Genomic DNA, 23,273 nt, shown 5'->3' with positions numbered 1-23,273 from the left:
ATGAAGAGCGCCCGCACCGCCGACCGCACCGAACTGACCGGACTGGGACAGCAGTTGAGGGTCGACGCGGTCCGCGCCGCCGACGCCGCCGGGTCCGGCCACCCCACCTCTTCGATGTCCGCGGCCGACCTGGCCGCCGTGCTCCTGGCCGGTCATCTGCGGTACGACTTCGAGCGGCCCGAGCACCCCGCCAACGACCGGCTGATCCTCTCCAAGGGGCACGCCTCGCCGCTGCTGTACGCCATGTACCGCGCGGCCGGGGTGGTCGACGACGAGGAGCTGCTCACCTTCCGGAGGCAGGGCAGCCGCCTGGAGGGGCATCCGACGCCTCGGCTGCCGTGGGTGGACGTGGCCACCGGCTCGCTCGGCCAGGGGCTGCCGGTCGGGGTGGGCATGGCACTGGCGGGCAAACACCTCGACCACCTTCCGTACCGCGTCTGGGTGCTGTGCGGCGACAGCGAGCTGGCGGAGGGCTCGGTGTGGGAGGCGGCCGAGCACGCCGGGGACCAGCACCTGGACAATCTGACGCTGATCGTCGACGTCAACCGGCTCGGCCAGCGCGGCCCGACCCGCCACCAGCGCGACCTGGCCGCGTACGCGCGCAGGTTCCGCGCCTTCGACTGGCACACCGTCGAGGTCGACGGCCATGACGTCGAGGCGATCGACGCGGCGTACCGGGAGGCGGCGGCCACGCCGCGCCGGCCCACCGCGATCCTCGCGGGCACGGTGAAGGGCAAGGGCGTCGCCTCCGTCGAGGACCGCGAGGGCCTGCACGGCAAGCCGCTCCCGGACGCGGAGGCCGCCGTCGTCGAGCTCGGCGGCCCCCGCTTCATCCGCGTCGGCGTCACCGCACCGCCCGCCGCCCGAGCGCCCCGGCCCGTATCGTCCGGCCGTCCTGAGCTGCCCCGCTACGAGGTGGGCGAGAAGGTCGCCACCCGCACGGCGTACGGGCAGGCGCTCGCCGCGCTCGGCGCGGCGCGCGGCGACGTCGTGGTGCTCGACGGCGAGGTGGGCGACTCGACGAAGGCGGAGCTGTTCGCGAAGGAGCACCCCGAGCGCTACTTCGAGTGCTACATCGCGGAGCAGCAGATGCTGGCCGCCGCCGTGGGTCTGGCGGCCCGGGGCTGGACGCCGTACGCCGCCACGTTCGCCGCGTTCCTGACCCGCGCCCACGACTTCGTGCGGATGGCCGCGATCAGCCGGGCCTCGCTCATCGTGGCGGGCTCGCACGCCGGGGTCGCCATCGGGCAGGACGGGCCCTCGCAGATGGGACTGGAGGACCTGGCGATGTTCCGGGCGGTGCACGGCAGTACGGTGCTCTACCCCTGCGACGCCAACCAGACGGCGAAGCTCGTGGCGGCGACCGCGGACGGCGAGGGCATCCGTTATCTGCGCACCACCCGGGGCGACACCCCGGTCCTCTACGGGCCCGACGAGGAGTTCCCGGTCGGCGGCGCCAAGGTACTGCGGTCCTCGCCGCACGACAAGGTGACCCTGGTCGCGGCGGGCGTCACCGTCCACGAGGCGCTGGTCGCGGCCGACGCGCTGGAGGAGGGCGGCATCCCGGTGCGGGTCATCGACCTGTACTCGGTGAAGCCGGTCGACGAGCGGGTGCTCCAGGAGGCGGCGGCGCTGACGGGGTGTCTGGTCACCGTCGAGGACCACCGCACGCAGGGCGGCATCGGCGACGCGGTCGCCGAGTGCTTCGCCGACGGCCGCCCCATGCCCCGCCTCGTCAGGCTCGCCGTCGAGAACATGCCCGGCTCCGCGGCCCCCGAGGAGCAACTGGCCGAGGCCGGGATCGACGCGGCGTCCATCACGGCGACGGTCCGGGTGCTGTACGAGCGGGTCGTCACGAGCTGATCCAACGGGTTTGCCCCGCCCGCGCGGGGCTACCCGGAAGGTCTCAGATGCGAGGTGACATGGCGAACACATCAGAGAACCCGTCCGGCAACAAGCGCAAGTCCCAGGAGGAGCTGCCCGGCGCGATGGACGTGCTGCGCGGCGCACGGGCCCAGCTCGCCGAACTCACCGGTATGACGGCGGAGTCGGTCTCGTCCTTCGAACGCGCCGAGGACGGCTGGGTGCTGCGCATCGAGGTCCTCGAACTCGCCCGGGTCCCGGACACCATGAGCCTGCTCGCCTCGTACGAGGTGGAGCTGGACCGGCGCGGCGAGCTGACCGGGTACCGGCAACTGCGCCGGTACGAGCGGGGGCGGGCCGACCGCAACCCCTGAGACACGAGTTCACAGACGACTTCACAGACAAGGAGGTCCGGACACCATGACGGTTGTCCCGGCACAACAAGGCGGCAGCGGCGGGACCAGTGGTCTCTACGACGTCCTGGAGCTGGTGCTCGACCGGGGGCTCGTGATCGACGCGTTCGTGCGCGTCTCCCTCGTCGGCATCGAGATACTCAAGATCGACGTACGGGTGGTCGTCGCGAGCGTCGACACCTATCTGCGCTTCGCCGAGGCGTGCAACCGGCTCGACCTGGAGGCCGGGCCGCGCAAGAGTCCCGGACTGCCCGACCTGGTCGGGGAGATCACCGAGTCCGGTGCGCGCGGCAAGTCCAAGGGCGCGCTCTCCGGCGCCGCCCAGACCATCTCCGACGCCTTCCAGCAGGCCCGCGAGGAATCCGAACCCGAGCAGCGTCCCCGCACCCGGCGTACCGCCGCGCGGCGCAAGGAGGAGCAGGAATGACCACGTATGTCTACGGGATCGCGCACCGCGCCCACGCCCACCTGCCCGAGGAGATGGGCGGCGTCGGGGATCCGCCGCGCCCGGTGCGGACCGTCGCCCAGGGCGAGCTGGTGGCGCTGGTCAGCGACGCGCCCGACGACCTGCGGCCCAAGCGGCGCGATCTGCTGGCCCATCAGAGCGTGCTCGCCGAGGCGGGCGCGGGCGGCCCGGTCCTGCCGATGCGGTTCGGCGGCGTCTCACCCGACGACGAGGCCGTGAAGGCCGCGCTCGCCGAGCACGGCGAACGGTATCTGGAGCGCCTCGAAGCTCTTGAGGGCAAGGTCGAGTACAACATCAAGGCCGCCCACGACGAGGAGGCCGTGCTGCACCAAGTGCTCGCGGACAGCCCGGAGTTGCGCGCCATGAGCGACGCCAACCGACGGGCGGGCGGCGGCACCTACGAGCAGAAGCTGCACCTCGGCGAGCGGATCGCCGCCGAGGTCCAGCAGCGCGAGGCGCGGGACGCGGTGCTGATCCAGCGGGCGCTGGAACGCGCCGCCGAGGACGAGCGGCCCGGGCCGCAGTCCACCGGCTGGCTGGCCAACCTCTCGTACCTGGTGGCGCGCGAACGCGCCGACGAGTTCGTGGCGTCCGTGGAGATGCTGCGCAAGCAGACGCCGTACCTCATCGTCCAGGTGCACGGCCCGCTGCCCCCGTACAGCTTCACGGACTGACGTACGCAACGACGACTGACGTACGCAACGACGGGAGGCTCCGCGTGGGCCTGCTCAAAGAACTGCTGCTGCTTCCCGCGGCCCCTGTGCGCGGCACCTTCTGGGTGCTGGAGCAGGTGGTCGCGCAGGCGGAGCAGCAGTACTACGACCCCTCGGCCATTCGCGAGGAACTCGCCCTGCTGGACGAGCAGTTGATGGCGGGTGAGATCGACGAGGCCGAGTTCGACCGCCGCGAGGACGAGCTTCTCGACCGGCTGGAGAACAGGAATCCCTCACGATGAACAACCGGTTGGCAATAGGGCTCGCGGTAGGCGCGGGCTATGTGCTCGGCCGCACCAAGAAGGCCAAGCTCGCGTTCGGTATCGGCACCATGGTGCTCGGCAAGCGGCTCAAGCTGAGCCCCGGGGCGCTCGCGGAGTTCGCGGCCGGGCAGCTGGAGAGCAACCCCCAGTTCAAGGAGATCGGCGACCAACTGCGCGAGGACCTGCGCGGGGTGGGCAAGGCGGCCACCGGCGCCCTGGTCAACCGGCAGCTCGAAGGGATCGCGGACCGGCTGCACGACCGCACCCTCGATGTGCAGGACCGTATCGCCGGGGTGGTGCCGGACGCGGAGAGCGGGGCCGAGGCGGCCGACAAGGCCACCGCCCCCGCCAGGAAGACGACCGATCGGGCGAAGCGGTCCGCGCCCGCGAAGAAGGCGGAGGCGGAGGCGGCGAAGAAGTCCGAGCCGGCACGCCGTGCCGTCACCGCGAAGAAGACCGCGGCACGCCGGGCCCCGGGCACCAAGAGCCGCTCCTCGGAGCGCGCCGAGGTGAAGGGGAGCCGTTCCCGTGACTGAGACGAAACAGGCGACGGGTCTGGTCGACAGCGCGGTCACGGAGCGCCTCAAGTCCGAGCTGCAGGCCCTCGCGCTCGCCCAGTTGGAGCGGGCGCTGACCGGCATCGGGCGCAAACTCGGAGAATCCACGGGGAAGTTGAACGACATCGCCGAGGGGCGCAGCCCCGGGTTCGCCGCGCTGGCGCTGAAGGGCGGCCGCAAGCTCACCGAGGGCAAGGGGCCGGTCCGTACCACCCTGGAGCTCGGCGCCGGCCACCTCAAGGAGAACGTCACCGACACGCTCAAGAACCTGGGCGGCAAGCGGGGCAAGGGCGGCGGCGGCCGCAAGCCCACCGTCATCATGGAGTCGGTGGACGTCGGCGTACCGGTCCGCGACGCGTACGACCAGTGGACCCAATACCAGGAGTTCTCCCACTTCACCAAGGGTGTCCGCAGCGCGAACAGCGCCGACGACACGACTTCCGACTGGAAGCTGAAGGTCTTCTGGTCGAGCCGCAGCTGGAAGGCGCACACCACCGAGCAGGTCCCCGACGCGCGCATCGCGTGGACCTCGGAGGGCGCCAAGGGCACCACCAAGGGCGTGGTCACCTTCCACCCGCTGGGCGGCTCCCTCACCCGGGTGCTGCTGGTGGTCGAGTACTACCCGAAGGGCCTGTTCGAGCGGACCGGCAACATCTGGCGCGCCCAGGGCCGCCGGGCCCGGCTCGACCTGAAGAACTTCGCCCGGCACATCGCCCTGCGCGGCGAGGCCCCGGACGGCTGGCGCGGCGAGATCCGCGACGGCGAGGTCGTCCTGAGCCACGAGGACGCGCTGGCGCACGAGGAGAAGACGCGCGACCAGGATGTGTACGACGACGAGAAGACTTCCCAGGACATCTACGACGAGGCCCCTGAGGACGAGGAGCCGTTGGAGGGCGAGTACGAGGAGGAGCCGGAGGGGGACGAGGACATTCCCGAGGACTCCGAGGAAAACGGCGCCGTCGAATATGACGACGAATGGGAAGAGGATGCGGCCGAGGAGCCCGAGCCTGAGGAATCCGGGCGCCGACACGTCAAGTCCGGCTCGCGGAGGCGCTGATGACGACCCCGGGACGGCTCTCCGATCCGTATGCGTCGGACGGCGGCAGCGCGAATCTCGCCGATATTCTCGAACGCGTCCTCGACAAGGGAATCGTCATCGCCGGGGACATTCGCATCAATCTCCTCGACATCGAACTGCTCACCATCAAGCTCCGCCTCATCGTCGCCTCCTTGGACAAGGCAAAGGAAATGGGCATCGACTGGTGGGAGGACGACCCGGCCCTCTCCGGCGCGGCCCGCCGACGTGAACTCGCCCGCGAGAACGAGCAATTGCAGGCCCGGATCGCCGAACTGGAGAGCCGTCACGACGATTCCCGGGACGCGCACGCGGAGGTGGTACGTGATGAATGAGTCGCTGTGGTACGTCTACGCGGTGGTGCGGCCTTTCGACGGGGTGCTGCCCGAGGGCGTGAGCGGCCTGGACGGCGAGCCGCCGCGGCTGATCGTCCACGACGGTCTGTGCGCGGCGGCGAGCCCGGTGCCCGCCGGGGACTTCGACGCCGTCCCGCTCCGCGCCCATCTGGAGGAGCTGGACTGGCTCGCCACCACCGCCCGCGCCCATCAGGCGGTGGTGGCCGCACTGTCCTCGGTGACCTGCGCGATTCCCCTGCGGCTCGCCACGGTGTGCCGGGATACGAGCGGGGTGCGCCGACTGCTGGACTCCGGACGCGCCAGCTTCGTACCGGCCCTGGAGCGGCTGGACGGACGGGTCGAATGGGGTGTCAAGGTGTACGCGGAGGCCGGGGACCCCGAGCCTGCGGCGGCGCCGCAGGCGAAGCCCGCGAGCGGGCGGGACTATCTGCGCCGCAGGCTGGGGCAGCGCCAGGCCCGTGAGGACACCTGGCGCCAGGCGGGCGCCCTCTCCCGCAGTCTGCACCAGGAACTGTCCGGGCACGCCGAGGCGGACCGGCTGCACCGGCCGCAGAACGCGCGGGTCTCCGGGCAGCCGGGCGAGAACGTGCTCAACGCCGCCTATCTGGTGCCGCGTGAGCGCAGCGCGGAGTTCGTCGCGCTCGTCGAGCCGCACAGGTCGCGGGTCGAGGGGGTGCGCGTCGAGGTGACGGGGCCGTGGCCGCCGTACTCCTTCGCGGGCACCGTGGACGCGGACGGAGGGGGAGCCGGTGACTCGGACGGCATCCGCTGACGGCGGGTACGGCGAGCGGCAGATCGCCCTCGTCGATCTGCTCGACCGGCTCCTCGCGGGAGGCGTGGTCATCGCCGGCGATCTGACCCTGCGCATCGCGGACGTGGACCTGGTCAGGGTCGATCTCAACGCGCTGGTCAGCTCGGTGAGCGCGGAGGTCCCCTCGCCGTTCGAGAGCGCGTACGAGAGTGACGGGGCCGCGCTGTCGGCAAGCCCGTACGGCCTGTTGGGGGAGGGCACATGAGCGGGCGACGGCGCGTGGAGCTCGACGCCGACACGGTGGAGCGCGATCTCGCCCGGCTGGTCCTGACCGTGGTAGAGCTTCTCCGTCAGCTGATGGAACGTCAGGCCCTGCGCCGCGTCGAGACCGGCGAGCTCACGGGCGAGCAGGAGGAGCGGATCGGGCTCACCCTGATGCTCCTGGAGGACCGGATGGGCGAGCTGCGGTCGAAGTTCGGGCTCCGTCCCGAAGACCTCAACATCGACCTCGGACCGCTCGGCCCGCTGCTGCCCACCGAGCCCTCCGCGCGCGGCCCCCACGAGGAGCGCGGACGGTGAGCGGGAACACCGACGGCACGGCACCGGAGAAGAGCGGCAGCAAGGACGCGGGCACCCGGCTCACCATCCTCGTCGCGCTCGGCGCGAATCTGCTCATCGCCGTGGCGAAGGCGGTCGGCGGGGTCTTCGCCGGTTCGCCGGCGCTGCTCTCCGAGGCGGCCCACTCCGTCGCGGACAGCTTCAACGAGGTCTTCCTGCTGGCCGCGCTGCGCCGCAGCCGCCGCCCGCCGGACCGCCGCCACCCCTTCGGCTACGGCAAGGAACGCTTCTTCTGGTCCCTGCTAGCGGCGGTGGGCATCTTCGTGATGGGCGGCTGCTTCTCCGTCTTCCAGGGCATCGAGGCGCTGCGCTCCGGCGCGAACGAGTCGCACTCCGGGTACATCGCCGGGCTCGTCGTGCTCGGGGTCGCCCTCCTCGCCGAGGGCGGTTCCCTGCTGCGGGCCCTGCACCAGGTGCGCGGGCAGCCGGGCAGCGGCATCGGACGCGATCCCGCGCTGCGCACGGTGGTCGCGGAGGACGGGACGGCCGTGCTCGGCGTCGCCCTCGCGATCGCCGGGATGGCCCTGCACATGGCGACCGGTCAGGCGGTGTGGGAGGGCTCGGCCTCGCTGGCCATCGGCGTGCTCCTCGGGTACGTGGCGTACCGGCTCGGCAAGGACGCCCGCGACCAGCTCATCGGGGAGGCTGTCGACCCCGAAATGCGCGACCGCATCCGGGCGTTGCTGGACGCGCAGCCGGAGATCGACAGTGTGGAGGCCCTGCTCACCATGCGGCTCGGCACCGACTCGGCGCTGGTCGCAGCCCGTATCGACCTGGCGCCGGGGCTGGAGAGCGAGGAGACCGAGCTGGTCTGCGAGCGCATCAAGGACTCGGTGGCCAACATCTGGCCCGACGCCGACCAGGTGTTCCTGGACGTCACGGACGCGGCGACGGCCGCTGCCCGTACGCCCGGGCGGTGACTGAGCCGTACACCGTGAAGGGGCACTCCCCCGCCCGGAATTGCCGGCACAGGCCCCCTGTCCGGAATTCACCGTGCATGACACGGCCCTACAGGGGAACCCGCTTTTGTGGAGGTGCATAACATGGTTCCCCTTCTTGTCGTTCTGCTGCTCGCACTGCTTCTCTTCGGCGCCGGTTTCGCGGTCCAGGTTCTGTGGTGGGTCGCCGTTGCCGTACTCGTCCTGTGGCTGGTGGGCTTCGTCGCGCGTCCCGCCGGCGGCGGACGCCGGAGCCGCTGGTACCGGTGGTGAATGCGGTACCCAAGGAATTCTCGGCGCGCGAAGCAGACGTTTGAGAATCCGCTGAACGGTCAGAATCGGACGTGACCACCGACTTCGGAAAAGATCAGGGTGTGAGTACCGTGACCGCAAAGAATGAAAAGGCCAAGGCCAAGGTCGAGCAGGCCAAGGGAAAGGCCAAGGAGACTGCGGCCCGCGCGGTGGGCAATGAGAGCAAGGCGGCCGAAGGCCGTGCCGAGAAGTCGAAGGGCGACCTTCGGCAGGCCAAGGAGAAGGCCAAGGACGCGTTCAGGAAGTAAGCGGTTTCCGGCACTGCGGGGCCTGGCGGAGTCACTCCGCCGGGCCCCGTTTCGGCGGGTCGTCACGGAGCGCAGCACTACGGCTCGCGCAGGTCCCCGGACCCCGTCAGGATGGGTGGGCTGGGGCCCGCCCATGTGCAGGAGGACATGATGCTGCTGCCCGACAAACAGACACTCGCACGGCTGCTCTCGCACTACCGGGCGCACGAACGCGCGGTCCTGGCACAGCCCCATGAGCCCGCCCTGCGCAGACGCTTCGAGGACACCGCCTACACGCTCTGCGTGCTCATGGGAGAGCGCACGGCACGCGAGGCGGTGCACGCCGCCGAGCGGTACCTCAGCCGCGGCCGCCCGGCGCCCCGCCCTCCCTTCGCCCCGGCCGCTCCCCCGTCGTCGCCGACCAGCTAGCGCACGGCAGCCACCCATGAATTCCAAGGACACATTCTTGGCAAGGTGGCACATTCCAAGGGTTCATGGCGTTTCACATTGAGGATGAAAGGGAGGTGGGGCTGATGACCACGTTCAAGGCCACTGCGAAGAGCAGCGCACGGACCGCCCTCTCGTCCCGGGCGACGGTCTGACCCGGTCGCCCCCGCCTCGCTGAGAGCGTGAGCTCGCGAGGTGTTCTCCCGCACGAACCCACGAACCCACGAACCCGCGCACTACCCGCGGTTCGGCTTCACCCGTGTCTTCCGCGCACGGCATCGGCCTCACCGCCGACGTCCCGTACCAGGGTTCCCCTCGTACGGCAGGCGCGTCAGGACGCGTCCGTCCTGGAGAAGACGTGCTCGTCCAGGACGATGCCGATGGCGACGGCGGCCGGGATGGCGACCAGGGCGCCGATGATGCCGAGCAGCGCCCCGCCGATCAGTACGCCCACGACCGTGACGAGCGGGTGGACGTCGACGGCGAACTTCATGACCCGGGGCACGATCAGATAGTCCTCGGCCAGCCGGAAACCGACGTAGAAGCCCGCGGTGGCCAGGGCGACCGGCAGGGACACCGACAGGGCCACCAGGCTGACGACGAAGCCGCCGATGGTGGTGCCGACGATGGGGATGAGGTCCATCAGGGCGATGAAGACGCCGAGAGCCGCGGGGTAGGGCACGCCGAGGACCGCGCACCAGACGAAGGTGGCCGCACCGGCGATCACCGAGGTGGCCACGTTGCCGAGCATGTAGCGCCCCACCCGGTTGAGGATCTCCTCGGTGACCTCCTGGGCGTGCGGGCGTTTGCGGGCCGCCACGAAGCGCAGACAGAACCGTTTGAGCGAGGGCAGGAAGGCCATCACGTACACCGTCACGACGATGACGATGGCGGCCGAGGTGATCGCGCCGATCACGAACCTCCCGGCACCGAGCAGCCCGCCGGCGAGCCCGGCCGCTCCACCGGAGGAGAACTGCTGCTTGGCCTTGTCCACCAGGTGGTAGCGGTCCTCCAAGCGGCCCAGCGTGGAGTTGTGGTCGTGCAGGTCCCGCAGCCAGCCGGGAACGGCATTCACCAGCGCGTTGATCTCGTCGGCTGCCGGGGGTACGACCAGTGCCAGGAACCCGGCGAACAGCGCGAGCAGCAGGACCAGGACGACCGCTACGGCCCAGCCCCGGCGCATCCGGTGGCGGGTGAACCACACGACGACGGGTTCGAGGGCGAACGCGAGGAACACGGCGAGCAGCAGAAGTGTGAGCAGGCTGCCGACCTCCAGGACGGTCTGCACCGTCAGCCACGCCAGCGTCGCTCCCAGGCCCAGCGAGAAGCCGACGGCGAACCAGGACCGGCCGCCGACGCCCTTCCTGCTCACGCCCCGGGCACGGCCGCCCGTCGGTCCCGGTTCTGCGGAGGCCGACTGATCCGGCTCGCGGCCGTCCTCGCCGTCAGTTCCCATGGATGTCATCGCGCACCCGCGGGTTCAATCGGTGCCTTCTCGCAGGGTCCGCAGGACCGTGTCGCAGAAGACCTTGAGGTCGTCCGGCTTGCGGCTGGTGATGAGGGTGTTGGGGCCGCCGGTGCAGATCCGCACCGGCTCGTCGACCCAGGCGCCGCCCGCGTTGGTGATGTCGGTGCGCAGGCTCGGCCACGAGGTGAGGGTCCGCCCGCTCAGCACATCGGCCTCCACCAGCGTCCAGGGCGCGTGGCAGATGGCCGCCACCGGCTTGCCCTGGTCGAAGAACGCCTTCGCGAAGGCGACGGCGTCCTCGTCCATGCGCAGCGCGTCGGGGTTGGCGACCCCGCCGGGCAGGACCAGTGCGGCGAAGTCGTCCGGCCGGGCCGAGCCGGCCGTGAGATCGACGGCGAACGTGTCGGCTTTGTCCAAATGATCGAAGGCCTGCACGCGCCCGCTGTCGGTGGACACCAGCTTGGCGGTGTGGCCCGCCTTGGTGACGGCCTCCCACGGCTCGGTCAGTTCCACCTGTTCGACGCCCTCCGGCGCCACGAGAAATGCCACCTGCATGGCGTGCGCTCCCTTCCCATCGCACCGCGCGCGGATGCGGCCCCGGTCGTCTGCCGTCTCTTGACCGAGCATCTCCGACCGCCGGGCATCCGGCCACATGGGCCGCACGGCGCACGGGCCGCGGCATGCTCCGCCCCGGCCCCGGTTGTGTCGTGGAGCCGGGTGCCCCTCCCGGTCCTCACGAAGCTGTGGCACCGCCTTCCGGGGGATTGCCCGGCGGACCGCCGGGTACCCGCTCGCCCGGAGGAGCCGGGGCGACCGGGCGCGCGGTGTGGTGCACGGCGGCGCTCGCCGAGACGGCCGCGACCCGGGCGGCCCAGCGACGCCTCGGCATGGTCGCCGAGACCTGGCGCGAGGGCCGGGCCGGGGCCCTCCTCCGGGCAGCCCGCACCCTTACCGCCTGCGGCGCGGTCGGCTCGGTACTGGGAGGGCACCGGCGTGCGGTGGCCGCAGCGAACGGGCTCGCGCTGCTCGCGGGCTCGGCGTGTACGCCGCCCGGATCGCCTCGGCCGAGGACCCCGAGTAGCGGCGTCACAGCTCGCGCAGGGCGGGCAGTAGCTTCGTCTCGGCCCAGTGGATGAAGGGGAGTTGGTGCTCCCCGCCGATCTGGACGAGGGCGACCTCGGTGAAGCCCGCGTCGACGAACGGGCGTACCGCCTCGACGAAGGCGGTGACGTCATCGCCGCACGGGATGGCCTTCGCCACGTCCTGCGGGGTGACGAACCGGGTGGCGCCCTCGAAGCCCGACGGCCCCGGGAGCTCCGAGTTCACCGGCCAGCCGGAGCCGAACCAGCGGAACTGGTCGTGCGCGCGGGCGATCGCCGCGTCCCGGTCGGTGTCGTAGCAGACCGGCAGCTGGCCCACACGGGGCTTTCCGCTGCCGCCATGCCGGTCGAAGGAGTCGAGCAGCTCCGACTTGGGCTCGGTGGCGATGACGAGGTCGGCGGAGCGGCCCGCCAGGGCGCAGGAGCGTTCGCCGGAGACGGCGATCCCGATGGGCGGCAGCTCGTCCGGCAGATCCCACAGCCGTGCGTTCGCCACGTCGAAGAAGGCGCCCTGGTGGTTGACGTTGCCGCCTTCGAAGAGGGCGCGGATGACGTCGACGGCCTCGTCCAGCATCTCCAGGCGGACCTGCGGAGAGGGCCAGCCGGATCCCACCACGTGCTCGTTGAGGTTCTCCCCGGAGCCCAGGCCGAGGCGGAACCTCCCCTGGGACAGCAGCTGCATCGTCGCCGCCTTCTGCGCGACGACGACGGGGTGGTAGCGGACCGTCGGGCAGGTCACGTACGTCATCAGCGGAATCCGCGTGGTGGCCTGGGCTGCCGCGCCGAGCACGCTCCACGCATAGGACGCGTGTCCCTGGGATTCCAGCCAGGGGAAGTAGTGGTCGGAGGTGACGGAGAAGTCGAAGCCCGCGCGCTCCGCGGCGACCAGATCGGAGACGAGCGCGCGGGGGCCGGTCTGCTCGGTCATCATCGTGTAGCCGATTTGCACCATGCGTCACCCATTACCTGGCTCCTCTCATCGAAAACATCACTCTCGTCGCCCTCCCCTCCCCGCCACCTCGATGTTTTCGATGCGCGTCCGGGGCTACGCGGTCCAGCAGACCCGTCCGCCTGTGAGGAGTCGTCGTGGTCATCGTGGCCGTACTGATCCCGCCCCTGATGCTGGGCGCGCTGCTCGCCCTCGCGCGCTACGAGGAACGCATGTTCGGCGACCCCGAGGCGGTACGAAAGCGCGGGCGCCATCTGCACGCCGTACCGAAGGGCAACACCAAGGCCCTGCCCCCGCGGCTTACGCCGCACACCGAACACGGCCCCGCCGCCCGCCACCGCCGCAGGCCCCGGGACGCGGCGTGATCCACCGACCCCCCGACGGTCGGCAAATGGCCCACTCACACCCACGGGAAATGGACCAGAAGAAGGGGCCACCAGGGCAATAGTGTCCAGTACATGACGACCAGAGCGGTGTCCCCCGCAGGCCCCCGGCGCCTTCTCGCGCTGGCCCAACTGACCAATTCCGTCGGCGACGGCGCGTACCTCGTCACCTCCGCCCTGTACTTCACGCGCGTCGTCGGCCTCGCCCCGGCGCGCATCGGCCTGGGGCTGACCCTCGCCTGGGCGGTCGGCTCGGTCGCGGGCGTACCGCTCGGACGGCTCGCGGACCGGCGCGGGCCGCGGGGGACAGCGGTGCTGCTCGCGCTGGCTACCAGCGCGGCGGTGGCGTCGTTCCTGGTCGTACGCTCCTTCGTACCGTTCCTCCTGGCCGCCTGCCTCTACGCCACGGCCCAGTCGGGGCTGTCGGCGGCCCGTCAGTCGCTTCTCGCCGGGCTGGTGGCCGAGGGGGATCGGACCGCGACACTGGCGCGCCTCCAGGCCACCCTCAACGCGGGGCTCGCCGTGGGCGCGGCGCTCGGGGGCGTGGCCCTGCACTCCGGCACGACCGGCGCGTACCTCACGGTCTTCGCCCTGGACGCGGCGAGCTTCCTGGTGTGCGCGCTGCTGCTTGCACGGCTTCCCCGGGTCGCGCCCGTGCCGTCCCCCACCGGCGGGCGCGGCGGCCCGACGGTCCTCAGGGACCGCCCGTACGTCGTCGTCGCGCTCCTCAACACCGTGCTGCTCCTGCGGATGCCGCTGCTCAGCCTGGGGATTCCACTGTGGATCACTCAGCGCACGGCCGCACCGGCGTGGCTGGTATCGGCGCTGTTCGTGCTCAACACCGGTGCGGTGATGCTCTTCCAGGTGCGAACAGCCCGGAACGTCAAGGGACTTGAGAGCGCCCTGCGGGCCGTGCGCCGTTCCGGCGCGGTGATGCTGGCGGCCTGCGCGGTCTTCGCCCTGTCGGCCACGGGCGACCAACCGTGGGTGGCGGCCGCGGCGCTCATCGGCGGCTCGGTGCTCCTGGTGGTCGCCGAGATGCTGCACTCGGCGGGCTCCTGGCAGATCGGCTTCGACCTGGCACCGGCCGACCGGATCGGCGAATACCAGGGCCTGTTCGGCACGGGCGTCACCGTCGCCCGCACCCTGGGCCCGCTCCTGCTGACCGCGCTCCTGGTGGACTGGGGCAGCCCGGGATGGCTGCTGCTCGGCGGGATGATCCTGGTGGCCTCGTACGCGATGGGCCCCGCGACGCTCAGGAGCGCGCGCCGGGCGGCCCCCGCCGCCCCGGCCCCCGCCCGGGTCCCCTCCGGTCAGTCCGGCTGAAGCGAGCGCCAGACCCGGTCGGGCAGGATCCGGTACGCCTGGGCGAGGTCGATGTCGTACGTGCTGGACAGCCAGCGGCGTGCGGTTTCGGCCGGGGGTCCGAGAATGAGGACGTCGATCAGGGGCGAGGGGAGGGGCGCGATCTCGCCGGCCTCGACTCGGGGGCCCAGCCAGGCGGCGATGGCGGCCAGCTTGTTCGCCTTGGCCCTGCGGATCTCGTCGGCGTGGGCGGCGAGGTAGCCGGAGTAGGCGGAGGCGTGCAGGAAGAGGGCGACGTCCGGGTGCTCCTCGGTGAAGCGCAGATAGCACTGGACGAGCGCGCGGATGCCGGTACGAGCGGTACGCGCCCGGGTGAGCACGGCGGTCATCTCGTCGAACAGCTGCTCCATGCACCGGGTGTAGAGAGCGGCGGCGAGACCGTCGAAGCTGCCGAAGTGGTGGTAGAGGCTGCCGAGGCTCACCCCGCTGGCGCGCGTGACGGCACTGACGGTGAATCCCTGCTGGCCCGACTCGGCGAACACCCGCAACCCGGCGGTCAGCAGGCGGTCGATGGTGGCCTCACCGCGTTGCTGCCTAGGCGACATGACCGTGCCCCGCTCGGTGCGTACCGTGCCCGCCGCGTCGACCTCGGGCGCTTGGGGTGACCCAGGGGGCACCGATCGGGATGCTGTCTGCCATGACGGCAACCCTAGCGTAGCAATCTGTAGAAAACTGTTCTAGAAATCGACTCCTCAACGGGCGCCTCACCGACCACACTTGACCGTATGACTCGACGCCCGACCGGCGAACAGCCGGAGACCGACACCCCCACCGAGGACGGCAGCCGGGATGACTTCTGGTGGCCCATCGCCACACTGCCGGCCGCCGCATCCGACGGTTCACAGGCGCAGAATCCTGACCGGCTCCCCCGCGGCCGGGAAACCCGGGTGCGCGAAGCGAGCCGGATCTCTATGGTGGCGCGGTGACTCTTTCCCATGATGTGGCCGGAAGCGGCCCCGCAGTGCTCCTGCTCCACTCCACCGTCTGCGACCGGCGGATGTGGGACCCGCAGGTGCCCACGCTGGTCGGTGCCGGCTACCAGGTGGTGCGCTGCGACTTCCGGGGCTTCGGCGAGACGCCGATGCCCGACCGGCCCTACAACAACGCAGAGGACGTCGTCGCCCTGCTGGACTCGCTCGGCATCGAGCGCACGGCGCTGATCGGGTCTTCCGGCGGCGGCCGGGTCGCGCTGGAGGTCGCGGCCCGCCGGCCCGAGCGGGTCACCTCGCTGGCGCTGCTCTGCACCGCGCTGGTCGGACACGAACCCAGTGCCGAACTGCGGGCGTTCGGCGACCGCGAGGACGCGCTGATCGAGGCCGGTGACGTCGCCGGGGCGACCGACCTCAACGTGGACGCCTGGGTGGGCCCCGCCGCCGACGCGGCCGCCCGCGAGCTGGTACGCCGAATGCAGCGCAACGCCTTCGACGTCCAACTGGCCGCCGAAGAGGAGTTCGGCCAGATCAAGACCGAGCCCGACCTCTCCGCGATCACCGCCCCCACCCTGCTCGTCTCCGGCGACCACGACTTCGCGGACTTCCGGCAGATCGCCGTCCACCTCAGCACTCTGCTCGCCGATGCCCGCCACCTCGAACTCCCCTGGGCGGGCCATCTGCCCAGCCTGGAGCGCCCCGACGAGGTGAACCGCGTACTCGTCGGCTTCCTGAGCGAGACGCACGCGGGGGTCTGAGCGCGGGCGGGGACCCCAGCGCAGTCAGACGCCCGCCGCATAGCAGCGGACGGCCACGGTCTGCCGGGGCCCCCACTCCTGCTCGACCTCGGCCAGCAGCTCCCAGCCCAGGCGTTCGTACAGTGCCGTCGCCGCGGTGTCGGAGGCCACCACGTCGAGCACCGGATGCAGACCGCGGGCCCGGGCCTCGCTCACCGCCCGGGCCAGAAGCAGCCGTCCGATCCCGTGGCCGCGCGCCTCGGGAGCAACGAACAGCCGGCTGACCACGGCGGTCGCGTCGCGGCTCACCCCCGTGCGCGCGCTCCAAAGACCGGGCGCCACATCCCCCGTACCGCTGAGCGACAGACCGACATGACCGGCGACTCGGCCGTCCAGCTCCGCCACCCAGGCCGAGAGGAGCGACGGCTGGGCGAGCCAGTCGCCGGGGCGGTCGGGCCAGTTCACCGGGTAGCCGTCGCGCTCGTGGACGGCGGCGAGCGCGTGGACGCACGCGTCGAGGTCGTGATCCGTTCGGGGGCGTACGTACGGGGCCGGGCGGGCGCCGGACTGGTCGGTGTTCTCGCTCTTCACCGCGTCATGGAAACACGGTCCGGGGCCGAGCCCCCCACGATTTTCGGCGGCGGCCGTTTTCGGCGGCGACCGTGCCCGCTCCTCAGAGTTGCCACGCCTGCGGCATCCGTGCCGGATTCGCGCCGATCATACGGGCCGCGCGGCGGTTCGCCCGCGCCGGCGAGCAGACGGCGGTCGAGGACGGACACGGCGAGCGCGGCGACGACCTGCCCCGACGGGGCGCGGACGGGCGCCGCCAGCCAGGCCACCAGCACGTCGGCCTCGTCATGGTCGACGGCCGTGCCCTGCCCGCGCGCCACCTCGATCCGTCGCCGCCAGCGAGCGGCGCGGTGGCCCTCGGACGGCGCCGCGGCCGGTCCGCCTGCCACCAGGACCACCTCGGCGGCGCCTCCGGGCGGCAGGACCGCGCCGGACCGCAACGGGAGGACGCCGTCCACTTCGCCGGGCAGCGCGGCCACCACCAGCGGGCTCCCGGTGCCCGGCGCCGTCACGCTGACGCCGGCGCGGGTGGCCGCAGCGAGGTGCCGCGGCGGACGGCGGCGGCCGTGCGCAGCGACCGGTCGGGGCTCCAGGCCCGCCCCAGCCGGACGATCACCGGCCCCATGCGGTACCGGCCCGGCCGGCACTCCACCGCGTCCAGCACCACGACGAGCTGGTCGAGCATGCGGTGCACGGTGGTCTTGGGCAGCCCCGCGCTGGCCGCCGGCTCGCGCAGTCCCCCTTCCCCCACCCGCGCCAGCGCCTCCAGCAGTGAGAACGCGCCCTCCAGCACCGCTCGCCCCACCGCGCCACCGTCTCCCCCGGGCCGAACCGGTCTCGTCCGTACTCCACTGCCCCCCGTCGCCGTGACTCCCGTCCATCGTCGAACCAGGTGCCGGGCGCCCGGAATCCCCAACGTCGGGTATGGCGCGGCACGTTGTTCAGGGGGTGGGATGGTCGACGGCCCGCGCCCCGACGTCAGACCAGGGCGTCGTGGACGAAGCACCAGCGCCAGTCCTCGCCGGGTTCGAAGGAGCGCACGACGGGGTGCTCCTCGCTCGCGGCGTGCGCGCGGGCGTGGCGCAGCGGGGAGGAGTCGCAGCAGCCGACGTGGCCGCAGATGAGGCAGAGCCGCAGATGGACCCAGGGGGAGCCCAGGCGCATACAGTCCTCGCAGCCTTCCGGGGTCCGGGGCACCACGTCGCGGATCATGGCCAGATGCGGGTCGGGCTCGCTGGTCATCGCGTCCTCCGGGGTCTGGCATCCATGGTAGGAACGCCTGGCGGCCGCCGCACCCCGGCTCCGCGTCGCGGCCGGGGCGCCGTGGAGGGACCCTGGAGGTACGGGCGAGTCCTGGAGGTGACCGTCATGACCACACTCGTCGGGTGGCATGTGGAGCTGGAGTTCTCCGAGGTCGGGGACCGCACCAGCGCGGTGGGCCTGGTCAGACTCGGTGACGGCACCGAGGTGAAGGGGCACGGCTACGCCATGCGCCACCCCTCGGACCCCGAGCAGCTGCGGGTCGGAGAAGAGATCGCGGGCTCGCGGGTCCTGATGGACCTCGCGTCCCAGCTGTTGCAGAAGGCCCACATCGAGATAGACGAGGCATCGGGGCACCGGTCCCGGCCGCTGAACCGCTGACGGTGCCGCCCGCCACCGGTCCCGTCCACCTACGGCGGGCCACGGTGACGAGCTCGCGGCTGGAGTCGGTCACGGGGCCGCCGTGCCAGTCTCCGTAGCGGGCCTCGATGTCGAACCCCGCGTCGTCGAGGAGGGCGTCGAGCGTCGTGGCGTCGAGGAAGCGCAGGGTCGTACGGTCGACGCGCATCACCGTGCTGTCGGCCCCGGCCGTCGTCCCGGTGAAGGTGACGAGGTCCCCGACGACGGCTTCGACCTCGTACCAGACGCGCAGCGCGCGCCCGGCGGCGTCGACGACCTCGGTCGCGTTCGCCGGGTTCCACTCCTCCCACGCGCGTGCCCGGGGGTGGCGGGTCTCGAAGGCGAAGCGCCCCCCGGGGCGCAGCGCCGCGTGGATCGCCGTGAGCGAGGCCCGCAGGTCGTCGTCGCCCACGAGGCACTGGAAGGCGTGGCTGACCATGGTCACGAGGTCGAACTCCCTCTCCCACCGGGCGTCCGCCGCCGTTCCCTCGACCCACTCGACGTCGGTACGGAGCCGGGCCCGGGCGAGCGCGGCCCGGTCCGGGTCGAGGCCCACCAGGCGCCCGGTGTGGCCGTGTTCGCGCGCCCGGTGCAGCATCGCGCCGGTACCGCAGCCGACGTCCAGGACCGAACCCGCGGCCATGACGAGCCCGGCGTAGTACGCGTCGGCGGGCCATCGTGCGGGGTCCCAGGGACTGAGCAGGTCGTAGAGTGCGGCGGCATCGTCGTCCGAGAACATCGCGCCAGTATCGGCTCACCCCGAACACCGGCCAACTGGTTTTGAGAAACCCCGCCCAACCGCCTCGACAATCCCCCCGAGAAGGCCGCGGGAAGGCTCTGGGGCGGTGTTGCACCCCCACCCGCGGGTGGGACCCTTTCCGTGATCACGAAAGGCCTTCAAGTGGCCGCCCATGACCTCCCCACACCCCGCCTGATCTGGCCTTCCTTATCCGTCATACCTACGATCACGGGACAGGGAGAGGGGGACCGGATGGACCGGAACATCCGCACCATCGACGACGTGCTCAAGCTCATGGACGGCCTGTTCGCACCCGAGGCCGACCGCTGGACGACCGGTGCGGCGACCTGGTGGGACGAGTTCTACGCGGACCACACCAAGCCGGTGCCGTTCTTCGTGGCGAAGCCGGACGAGAACCTCGTCTCGTATCTCGACCGAGGGCTGATCACTCCGGGCCGGGTGCTCGATCTGGGCTGCGGGCCGGGCCGCAACGCACTCCACCTCGCCTCGCTGGGCTTCGAGGTGGACGCGGTCGACCTCTCCCCCGGGGCCATCGACTGGGCCGAGGAGCGCGCCAAGGAGGCGGGGGCCGACATACGGTTCCACCGCGGTGACGCGTTCACGCTCGCCGACACGGTGCCGGCCGGCCCGTACGACCTGATCTACGACTCCGGCTGCTTCCACCATCTGCCACCGCACCGGCGCATCAGCTATCTCGACCTGCTCGACCGGACGCTGGCGCCCGGCGGCCACCTCGCCCTCAGCTGTTTCGCGTCCGGGGAGATGGGATCCGAACTCCCCGACGGCGACTTCTACCGCCAGAACGGCCTCCATGGCGGCCTCGCCTACACCCCGGAGTCCCTGCGCTGGATCTTCTCCGACCTCGCGGAGGTCGAACTGCGCCGCATGCGCAACGAGCCACCGGACTCCCCGCGCTTCGGTGAGCCGTTCCTGTGGACCGCACTGTTCCGCCGCGAGGCCAAGGCGTAACGGACAGACGGAAACCGGCCGTTCGCACGGCACCCGCGACGCACCGCGCCCCCCTTCTGGTGGAGGGGGGCGCGGTGCGTATGCGTGTGGGGGTGGGTGCGTGCGGCTACCTCTTCGCGTAGTCCGAGAAGCCCATCCAGTCGACGACGACGCACGGGGCGTCGCCGAGGACCCAGGCGTCGTGGCCGGGCGCGACGTTCATGTAGTCGCCGGGGCCGAAGTCCTCTTCCTGGCCGTCGTTCATGACGACTTTCATGCGGCCGGAGACGACATAGCCCGCGTGGGCGACCAGACAGCTGTCTGTCTGCGCGATCGGCTTGACGTGCTCGGACCATTTCCAGCCCGACTCGAACGTGGCCCGGCCGACCTGCCCCCCGCCCACATTGACCAGCTCCAGGCGCCCCTTGCCGTCCTCGAACGGACGGACCTCCTCCGGCGCATCGAAACTCTTCCGTACGAGACCGGCCATGAGTGCTTCTCCTTGGGCGGCGGGCGGGTGTGAACGATCGACGGTCCGAACGTACCCACGGCGGCGGAGGGCTGCGAACGGCATGGGGCGTACGGGTGACGCCGCCGGGGCACCGCGCCGCCCCGCACCAGCTCGCTCCCCCGAAATTCCCACGGCCAGTGGTCCAGCGCGCCGCATCCCCGGTGACCAACGCCGCAGCCGCCCATCCCCCGAAATTGGTCTAGTCCTGTTTTGGTCCAGTCCATTGACATGTCTCTGATCGCGGAGATATCCCATATCCAACACCGCTGCACCCCACGGGAATTGGCGGACGCCCCCCTCACACCTTGGACGGACATGAGACGCATGCGTACCCTCCGCGCGGTCCTGACCGCGACCGTCACCGCCGTGGCCACGGCGGGCCTCGCCGTGCTCGGCGGCGGCTCCGCCCAGGCCGCGACCCCTCTGCCGGCCCATGTCTTCGCCCCCTACTTCGAAGCCTGGACCGGCGAGAGCCCCGCCGCGCTGGCCGCCCAGTCCGGCGCGAAGCACCTGACGATGGCGTTCATCCAGACGGCGTCCAAGGGCTCCTGCACGCCGTACTGGAACGGCAACAGCGGTATGCCGATCGCCTCGTCCACCTTCGGCAGCGACATCAGGACCATCCAGGCCGACGGCGGGGACGTCATCCCCTCCTTCGGCGGCTACACCGCGGACACCACCGGCACCGAGATCGCCGACAGCTGCACCGACGTCGGCCAGATCGCCGCCGCGTACGAGAAGGTCATCACGACCTACGACCTCTCCCGCCTCGACATGGACATCGAGGTCGACTCGCTGGACAACAGCGCCGGCATCGACCGGCGCAACAAGGCGATCAAGCAGGTCCAGGACTGGGCGGCGGCCAACGGCCGCAAGGTCGAGATCTCGTACACCCTCCCCACCACCACCTCGGGTCTCGCCTCAAGCGGCCTCGCCGTGCTCCGCAACGCGGTGAGCAACGGGGCGCGTGTCGACGTCGCCAACATCATGACGTTCGACTACTACGACAACGCCTCCCACAACATGGCCAACGACACCCAGACGGCCGCCCAGGGGCTGTACGACCAGCTCGCCCAGCTGTACCCGGGCAAGACCTCGGCCCAGCTGTGGGGAATGATCGGCATCACCGAGATGCCGGGCGTCGACGACTTCGGGCCCGCCGAGACGTTCACCCTGGCCAACGCCACCCAGGTCTACAACTGGGCGGTCTCCAAGGGCGTCAACACCCTCTCCTTCTGGGCGCTCCAGCGCGACAACGGCGGCTGCCCCGGCGGCGCGGCCGCGGACAACTGCTCCGGTATCCAGCAGAACACCTGGGACTTCAGCCACATCTTCGAGCCCTTCACCTCGGGTACCACTGCTCCTTCCCATGACTTCTCGGTGACGGCCGCGCCCGCCAGCGGCTCGGTGGCAGCGGGCAGTTCGGCCACCACCACGGTCAAGACGGCGGTCACGGCGGGCCAGGCGCAGTCCGTGAACCTCACCGTCAGCGGCGCCCCGGCCGGTGTCACCGCCTCACTCAGCCCCACCTCGGTGACGGCGGGCGGCTCGTCCACGCTGACGGTGTCGACGACCTCGGCGGCCGTGTCGGGCACGTACACCCTCACCGTGACCGGCTCCAACGCCTCCGCCGCTCACTCGGCCACGTACACCCTGACCATCACCGGCGGAAACGGCCACCAGTGCACGGCCACCCCGTGGAACGCCACGTCCGTCTACACGGGCGGTACGCAGGTGTCGCACAAGGGCCACAACTGGAAGGCCAAGTGGTGGACGCAGGGCGAGGAGCCCGGCACCACCGGTGAGTGGGGTGTCTGGCAGGACCTGGGGGCCTGCTGAGCACAGCGCGCGTGACGGGGTGGGGGGGGGGGGGGGGGGGGGGGGGGGGGGGGGGGGAACCCCCCCCCCCCCCCCCCCGCAACCCCCCCCCCCCCCCCCCCCCCCCCCCCCCCCCCCACCCCGTCGGGCAACCGCGTTGGGCACACACCCTTCCCAAACCGCCGCCGCCTCCCACACCCTTTTAGCCTGATGTCCGCGCAACGGCGCGGGCAACTCGGCGGCGGGGGTGGGGCGATGCCGGACGCTCCGGCGACAGACGGCTGGGCCGTGGACATCGTGCTCTGCATCGATGTGACGGGCAGCATGTCCCCGGTCCTGAAACAGGTGAAGGAAGGGGCGCTGTCCTTCCACGGGCGGCTGAAGGCCGTGATGGCCCGGCGCGGGACGGGCATCGGCCGCATGCGGTTACGGGTGATCGCCTTCCGCGACTTCGGCGCGGACCGCGACCGCGCCATCGAGCGCACCTCGTTCCTCGATCTGCCCGAACAGGACGCGGAGTTCGCGGAGTTCATCGCGGGGCTCAAGGCGACCGGCGGGGGCGACGTCCCCGAGTCGGGCCTGGAGGCGCTCGCGCTCGCGGTCCGGTCGCCCTGGTCGGCGCGGAACGAGTCGAACGACAAACGGCGGCACATCGTCGTCCTCTTCACCGACGCGCCGGCCCACCCCCTGGGCAGACACACCCCTCGCCGGCGCACCGCCAAGTCCCCCTCGGCCCGGCCGCCGTGGTGGTCGTCCCGACGCAGGGCCGGAGCGTCCGCCTCCCCCGAGGACGTCGACGTCTACCCGCGCAGCCTGGACGAACTCCACGACCAGTGGGGCCGCGAGGGCCAGGACGGCGCCGTGATGGACCAGTCCGCCAAACGACTGCTGATCTTCGCGCCGGAGCAGAAACCGTGGCGCGACATCGCGGAGACCTGGGACAAGACCCTGTTCGTCCCCTCGGTGGCGGGCACGGGGCTCAAGGAGATCGCCCTGGACGAGGTCATCAGCACGATCGCCCGCAACCTGTGACGGTGTGTTTCTTCACATCTCCCCGGTGTCCAAAAACCGTCTCCC

At 71.5% G+C, this 23,273-nt stretch carries 32 protein-coding genes and 1 pseudogene; 23 read left to right on the top strand and 10 right to left on the bottom strand.

All coding sequences use genetic code 11. The features are described 5' to 3' along the window. The 15 genes from ACZ499_RS34440 to ACZ499_RS34370 all read left to right on the top strand — a co-directional run bounded on the left by ACZ499_RS34440 (nt 1) and on the right by ACZ499_RS34370 (nt 8,981). Nucleotides 1–1,863, top strand: coding sequence for a transketolase (locus ACZ499_RS34440; protein ID WP_468680384.1), 1,863 nt, complete (start codon nt 1–3; stop codon nt 1,861–1,863). Nucleotides 1,864–1,922: 59 nt separating this feature from the next. After that, nucleotides 1,923–2,237: a gas vesicle protein GvpO gene (locus ACZ499_RS34435; protein WP_468680382.1), complete on the top strand. Its 315-nt coding sequence runs from the start codon at nt 1,923–1,925 to the stop codon at nt 2,235–2,237. A gap of 46 nt (nt 2,238–2,283) precedes the next feature. Further along, nucleotides 2,284–2,703, top strand: coding sequence for a gas vesicle structural protein GvpA (locus tag ACZ499_RS34430; protein ID WP_385541506.1), 420 nt, complete (start codon nt 2,284–2,286; stop codon nt 2,701–2,703). After that, the gene (locus ACZ499_RS34425) at nt 2,700–3,416 is read left to right on the top strand and encodes a GvpL/GvpF family gas vesicle protein (protein WP_468680380.1); all 717 of its coding nucleotides are present in this window, start codon (nt 2,700–2,702) and stop codon (nt 3,414–3,416) included. The genes ACZ499_RS34430 and ACZ499_RS34425 overlap by 4 nt, the downstream gene beginning before the upstream one ends. Before the next feature lie 44 nt (nt 3,417–3,460). Continuing rightward, nucleotides 3,461–3,697 carry a gas vesicle protein GvpG gene (locus ACZ499_RS34420; RefSeq protein ID WP_468680377.1) on the top strand — a complete coding sequence of 79 codons (237 nt, stop codon included), beginning with the start codon at nt 3,461–3,463 and terminating at the stop codon, nt 3,695–3,697. Continuing rightward, complete coding sequence (locus ACZ499_RS34415; protein ID WP_468680376.1) at nt 3,694–4,254, top strand: DNA primase; 561 nt, start codon at nt 3,694–3,696, stop codon at nt 4,252–4,254. The genes ACZ499_RS34420 and ACZ499_RS34415 overlap by 4 nt, the downstream gene beginning before the upstream one ends. Beyond that, on the top strand, nt 4,247–5,332 hold the full coding sequence (locus tag ACZ499_RS34410; protein ID WP_468680374.1) for an SRPBCC family protein: 1,086 nt from the start codon (nt 4,247–4,249) through the stop codon (nt 5,330–5,332). Before ACZ499_RS34415 ends, ACZ499_RS34410 begins: the two co-directional genes overlap by 8 nt. Next, nucleotides 5,332–5,685, top strand: coding sequence for a gas vesicle protein (locus tag ACZ499_RS34405; protein ID WP_371649893.1), 354 nt, complete (start codon nt 5,332–5,334; stop codon nt 5,683–5,685). The genes ACZ499_RS34410 and ACZ499_RS34405 overlap by 1 nt, the downstream gene beginning before the upstream one ends. Further along, a complete protein-coding gene (locus tag ACZ499_RS34400; protein ID WP_468680372.1) occupies nt 5,678–6,478 on the top strand; it encodes a GvpL/GvpF family gas vesicle protein in 801 nt (266 codons plus the stop codon). The genes ACZ499_RS34405 and ACZ499_RS34400 overlap by 8 nt, the downstream gene beginning before the upstream one ends. Next, nucleotides 6,456–6,722: a gas vesicle protein gene (locus ACZ499_RS34395; protein WP_468680370.1), complete on the top strand. Its 267-nt coding sequence runs from the start codon at nt 6,456–6,458 to the stop codon at nt 6,720–6,722. The genes ACZ499_RS34400 and ACZ499_RS34395 overlap by 23 nt, the downstream gene beginning before the upstream one ends. After that, nucleotides 6,719–7,036, top strand: a complete 318-nt coding sequence (locus ACZ499_RS34390; protein WP_468680368.1) for a gas vesicle protein K — start codon at nt 6,719–6,721, stop codon at nt 7,034–7,036. Before ACZ499_RS34395 ends, ACZ499_RS34390 begins: the two co-directional genes overlap by 4 nt. Then, nucleotides 7,033–7,995 (top strand): cation diffusion facilitator family transporter, encoded by a 963-nt coding sequence (locus tag ACZ499_RS34385; RefSeq protein ID WP_468680367.1) that lies wholly within the window; start codon nt 7,033–7,035, stop codon nt 7,993–7,995. The genes ACZ499_RS34390 and ACZ499_RS34385 overlap by 4 nt, the downstream gene beginning before the upstream one ends. A gap of 123 nt (nt 7,996–8,118) precedes the next feature. Then, nucleotides 8,119–8,286, top strand: coding sequence for a hydrophobic protein (locus ACZ499_RS34380; RefSeq protein ID WP_468680365.1), 168 nt, complete (start codon nt 8,119–8,121; stop codon nt 8,284–8,286). 110 nt (nt 8,287–8,396) lie between these two features. After that, on the top strand, nt 8,397–8,573 hold the full coding sequence (locus ACZ499_RS34375; protein ID WP_385541484.1) for a CsbD family protein: 177 nt from the start codon (nt 8,397–8,399) through the stop codon (nt 8,571–8,573). Between the two features lie 111 nt (nt 8,574–8,684). Further along, complete coding sequence (locus ACZ499_RS34370; protein WP_468680363.1) at nt 8,685–8,981, top strand: DUF5133 domain-containing protein; 297 nt, start codon at nt 8,685–8,687, stop codon at nt 8,979–8,981. Between the two features lie 349 nt (nt 8,982–9,330). Here the strand turns inward: ACZ499_RS34370 and ACZ499_RS34365 are convergent, their stop codons facing one another. From ACZ499_RS34365 to ACZ499_RS34355, 3 genes are all read right to left on the bottom strand, one after another. Next, a complete protein-coding gene (locus ACZ499_RS34365) occupies nt 9,331–10,455 on the bottom strand; it encodes an AI-2E family transporter (RefSeq protein WP_468680362.1) in 1,125 nt (374 codons plus the stop codon). 24 nt (nt 10,456–10,479) lie between these two features. Further along, complete coding sequence (locus tag ACZ499_RS34360) at nt 10,480–11,022, bottom strand: type 1 glutamine amidotransferase domain-containing protein (RefSeq protein WP_468680360.1); 543 nt, start codon at nt 11,020–11,022, stop codon at nt 10,480–10,482. A 531-nt stretch (nt 11,023–11,553) separates the two neighbouring features. Further along, on the bottom strand, nt 11,554–12,519 hold the full coding sequence (locus ACZ499_RS34355) for an LLM class F420-dependent oxidoreductase (protein WP_468404232.1): 966 nt from the start codon (nt 12,517–12,519) through the stop codon (nt 11,554–11,556). Nucleotides 12,520–12,653: 134 nt separating this feature from the next. On the opposite strand from ACZ499_RS34355, the gene ACZ499_RS34350 reads away from it, so the two are divergent. After that, nucleotides 12,654–12,881, top strand: a complete 228-nt coding sequence (locus tag ACZ499_RS34350) for a hypothetical protein (RefSeq protein ID WP_468680358.1) — start codon at nt 12,654–12,656, stop codon at nt 12,879–12,881. 93 nt (nt 12,882–12,974) lie between these two features. After that, a complete protein-coding gene (locus ACZ499_RS34345) occupies nt 12,975–14,225 on the top strand; it encodes an MFS transporter (protein ID WP_468680356.1) in 1,251 nt (416 codons plus the stop codon). Here the strand turns inward: ACZ499_RS34345 and ACZ499_RS34340 are convergent. Continuing rightward, the gene (locus ACZ499_RS34340) at nt 14,213–14,809 is read right to left on the bottom strand and encodes a TetR/AcrR family transcriptional regulator (protein ID WP_468404836.1); all 597 of its coding nucleotides are present in this window, start codon (nt 14,807–14,809) and stop codon (nt 14,213–14,215) included. The genes ACZ499_RS34345 and ACZ499_RS34340 overlap by 13 nt on opposite strands. 180 nt (nt 14,810–14,989) lie before the next feature. On the opposite strand from ACZ499_RS34340, the gene ACZ499_RS34335 reads away from it, so the two are divergent. Further along, on the top strand, nt 14,990–15,190 hold the full coding sequence (locus ACZ499_RS34335) for a hypothetical protein (RefSeq protein ID WP_468680354.1): 201 nt from the start codon (nt 14,990–14,992) through the stop codon (nt 15,188–15,190). Further along, nucleotides 15,187–15,951 carry an alpha/beta fold hydrolase gene (locus tag ACZ499_RS34330; protein ID WP_468680352.1) on the top strand — a complete coding sequence of 255 codons (765 nt, stop codon included), beginning with the start codon at nt 15,187–15,189 and terminating at the stop codon, nt 15,949–15,951. The genes ACZ499_RS34335 and ACZ499_RS34330 overlap by 4 nt, the downstream gene beginning before the upstream one ends. Nucleotides 15,952–15,975: 24 nt before the next feature. On the opposite strand, the gene ACZ499_RS34325 is transcribed toward ACZ499_RS34330, so the two are convergent. The 4 genes from ACZ499_RS34325 to ACZ499_RS34310 all read right to left on the bottom strand — a co-directional run bounded on the left by ACZ499_RS34325 (nt 15,976) and on the right by ACZ499_RS34310 (nt 17,742). Continuing rightward, nucleotides 15,976–16,521: a GNAT family N-acetyltransferase gene (locus ACZ499_RS34325; RefSeq protein ID WP_468680350.1), complete on the bottom strand. Its 546-nt coding sequence runs from the start codon at nt 16,519–16,521 to the stop codon at nt 15,976–15,978. After that, nucleotides 16,518–17,012 (bottom strand): IclR family transcriptional regulator domain-containing protein, encoded by a 495-nt coding sequence (locus tag ACZ499_RS34320; RefSeq protein WP_468680348.1) that lies wholly within the window; start codon nt 17,010–17,012, stop codon nt 16,518–16,520. The genes ACZ499_RS34325 and ACZ499_RS34320 overlap by 4 nt, the downstream gene beginning before the upstream one ends. Continuing rightward, a complete protein-coding gene (locus ACZ499_RS34315; protein ID WP_468680346.1) occupies nt 17,009–17,305 on the bottom strand; it encodes a helix-turn-helix domain-containing protein in 297 nt (98 codons plus the stop codon). The genes ACZ499_RS34320 and ACZ499_RS34315 overlap by 4 nt, the downstream gene beginning before the upstream one ends. Nucleotides 17,306–17,478: 173 nt before the next feature. Beyond that, nucleotides 17,479–17,742, bottom strand: coding sequence for a UBP-type zinc finger domain-containing protein (locus tag ACZ499_RS34310; RefSeq protein WP_385541457.1), 264 nt, complete (start codon nt 17,740–17,742; stop codon nt 17,479–17,481). A 126-nt stretch (nt 17,743–17,868) separates the two neighbouring features. Between ACZ499_RS34310 and ACZ499_RS34305 the strand changes: the two genes are divergently transcribed. Further along, a complete protein-coding gene (locus tag ACZ499_RS34305) occupies nt 17,869–18,141 on the top strand; it encodes a DUF1876 domain-containing protein (RefSeq protein ID WP_385541455.1) in 273 nt (90 codons plus the stop codon). A gap of 115 nt (nt 18,142–18,256) precedes the next feature. On the opposite strand, the pseudogene ACZ499_RS34300 reads toward ACZ499_RS34305, so the two are convergent. Continuing rightward, nucleotides 18,257–18,802: pseudogene (locus tag ACZ499_RS34300) on the bottom strand (class I SAM-dependent methyltransferase); the annotation flags it as partial. 348 nt (nt 18,803–19,150) lie between these two features. Here ACZ499_RS34300 and ACZ499_RS34295 point away from each other — a divergent pair. Next, nucleotides 19,151–19,888 carry a class I SAM-dependent methyltransferase gene (locus ACZ499_RS34295; RefSeq protein ID WP_468680344.1) on the top strand — a complete coding sequence of 246 codons (738 nt, stop codon included), beginning with the start codon at nt 19,151–19,153 and terminating at the stop codon, nt 19,886–19,888. Nucleotides 19,889–19,994: 106 nt separating this feature from the next. Here the strand turns inward: ACZ499_RS34295 and ACZ499_RS34290 are convergent, their stop codons facing one another. Then, nucleotides 19,995–20,357 carry a cupin domain-containing protein gene (locus ACZ499_RS34290; RefSeq protein ID WP_468680342.1) on the bottom strand — a complete coding sequence of 121 codons (363 nt, stop codon included), beginning with the start codon at nt 20,355–20,357 and terminating at the stop codon, nt 19,995–19,997. Between the two features lie 336 nt (nt 20,358–20,693). On the opposite strand from ACZ499_RS34290, the gene ACZ499_RS34285 reads away from it, so the two are divergent. Next, nucleotides 20,694–22,217, top strand: coding sequence for a chitinase (locus ACZ499_RS34285; protein ID WP_468680341.1), 1,524 nt, complete (start codon nt 20,694–20,696; stop codon nt 22,215–22,217). 234 nt (nt 22,218–22,451) lie between these two features. Continuing rightward, complete coding sequence (locus tag ACZ499_RS34280) at nt 22,452–23,228, top strand: vWA domain-containing protein (protein WP_468680339.1); 777 nt, start codon at nt 22,452–22,454, stop codon at nt 23,226–23,228. Nucleotides 23,229–23,273 lie beyond the last annotated feature (45 nt).

This window comes from Streptomyces sp. NPDC031265 (assembly GCF_055570295.1).
This window is presented reverse-complemented; position numbering and strand designations above follow the sequence as displayed.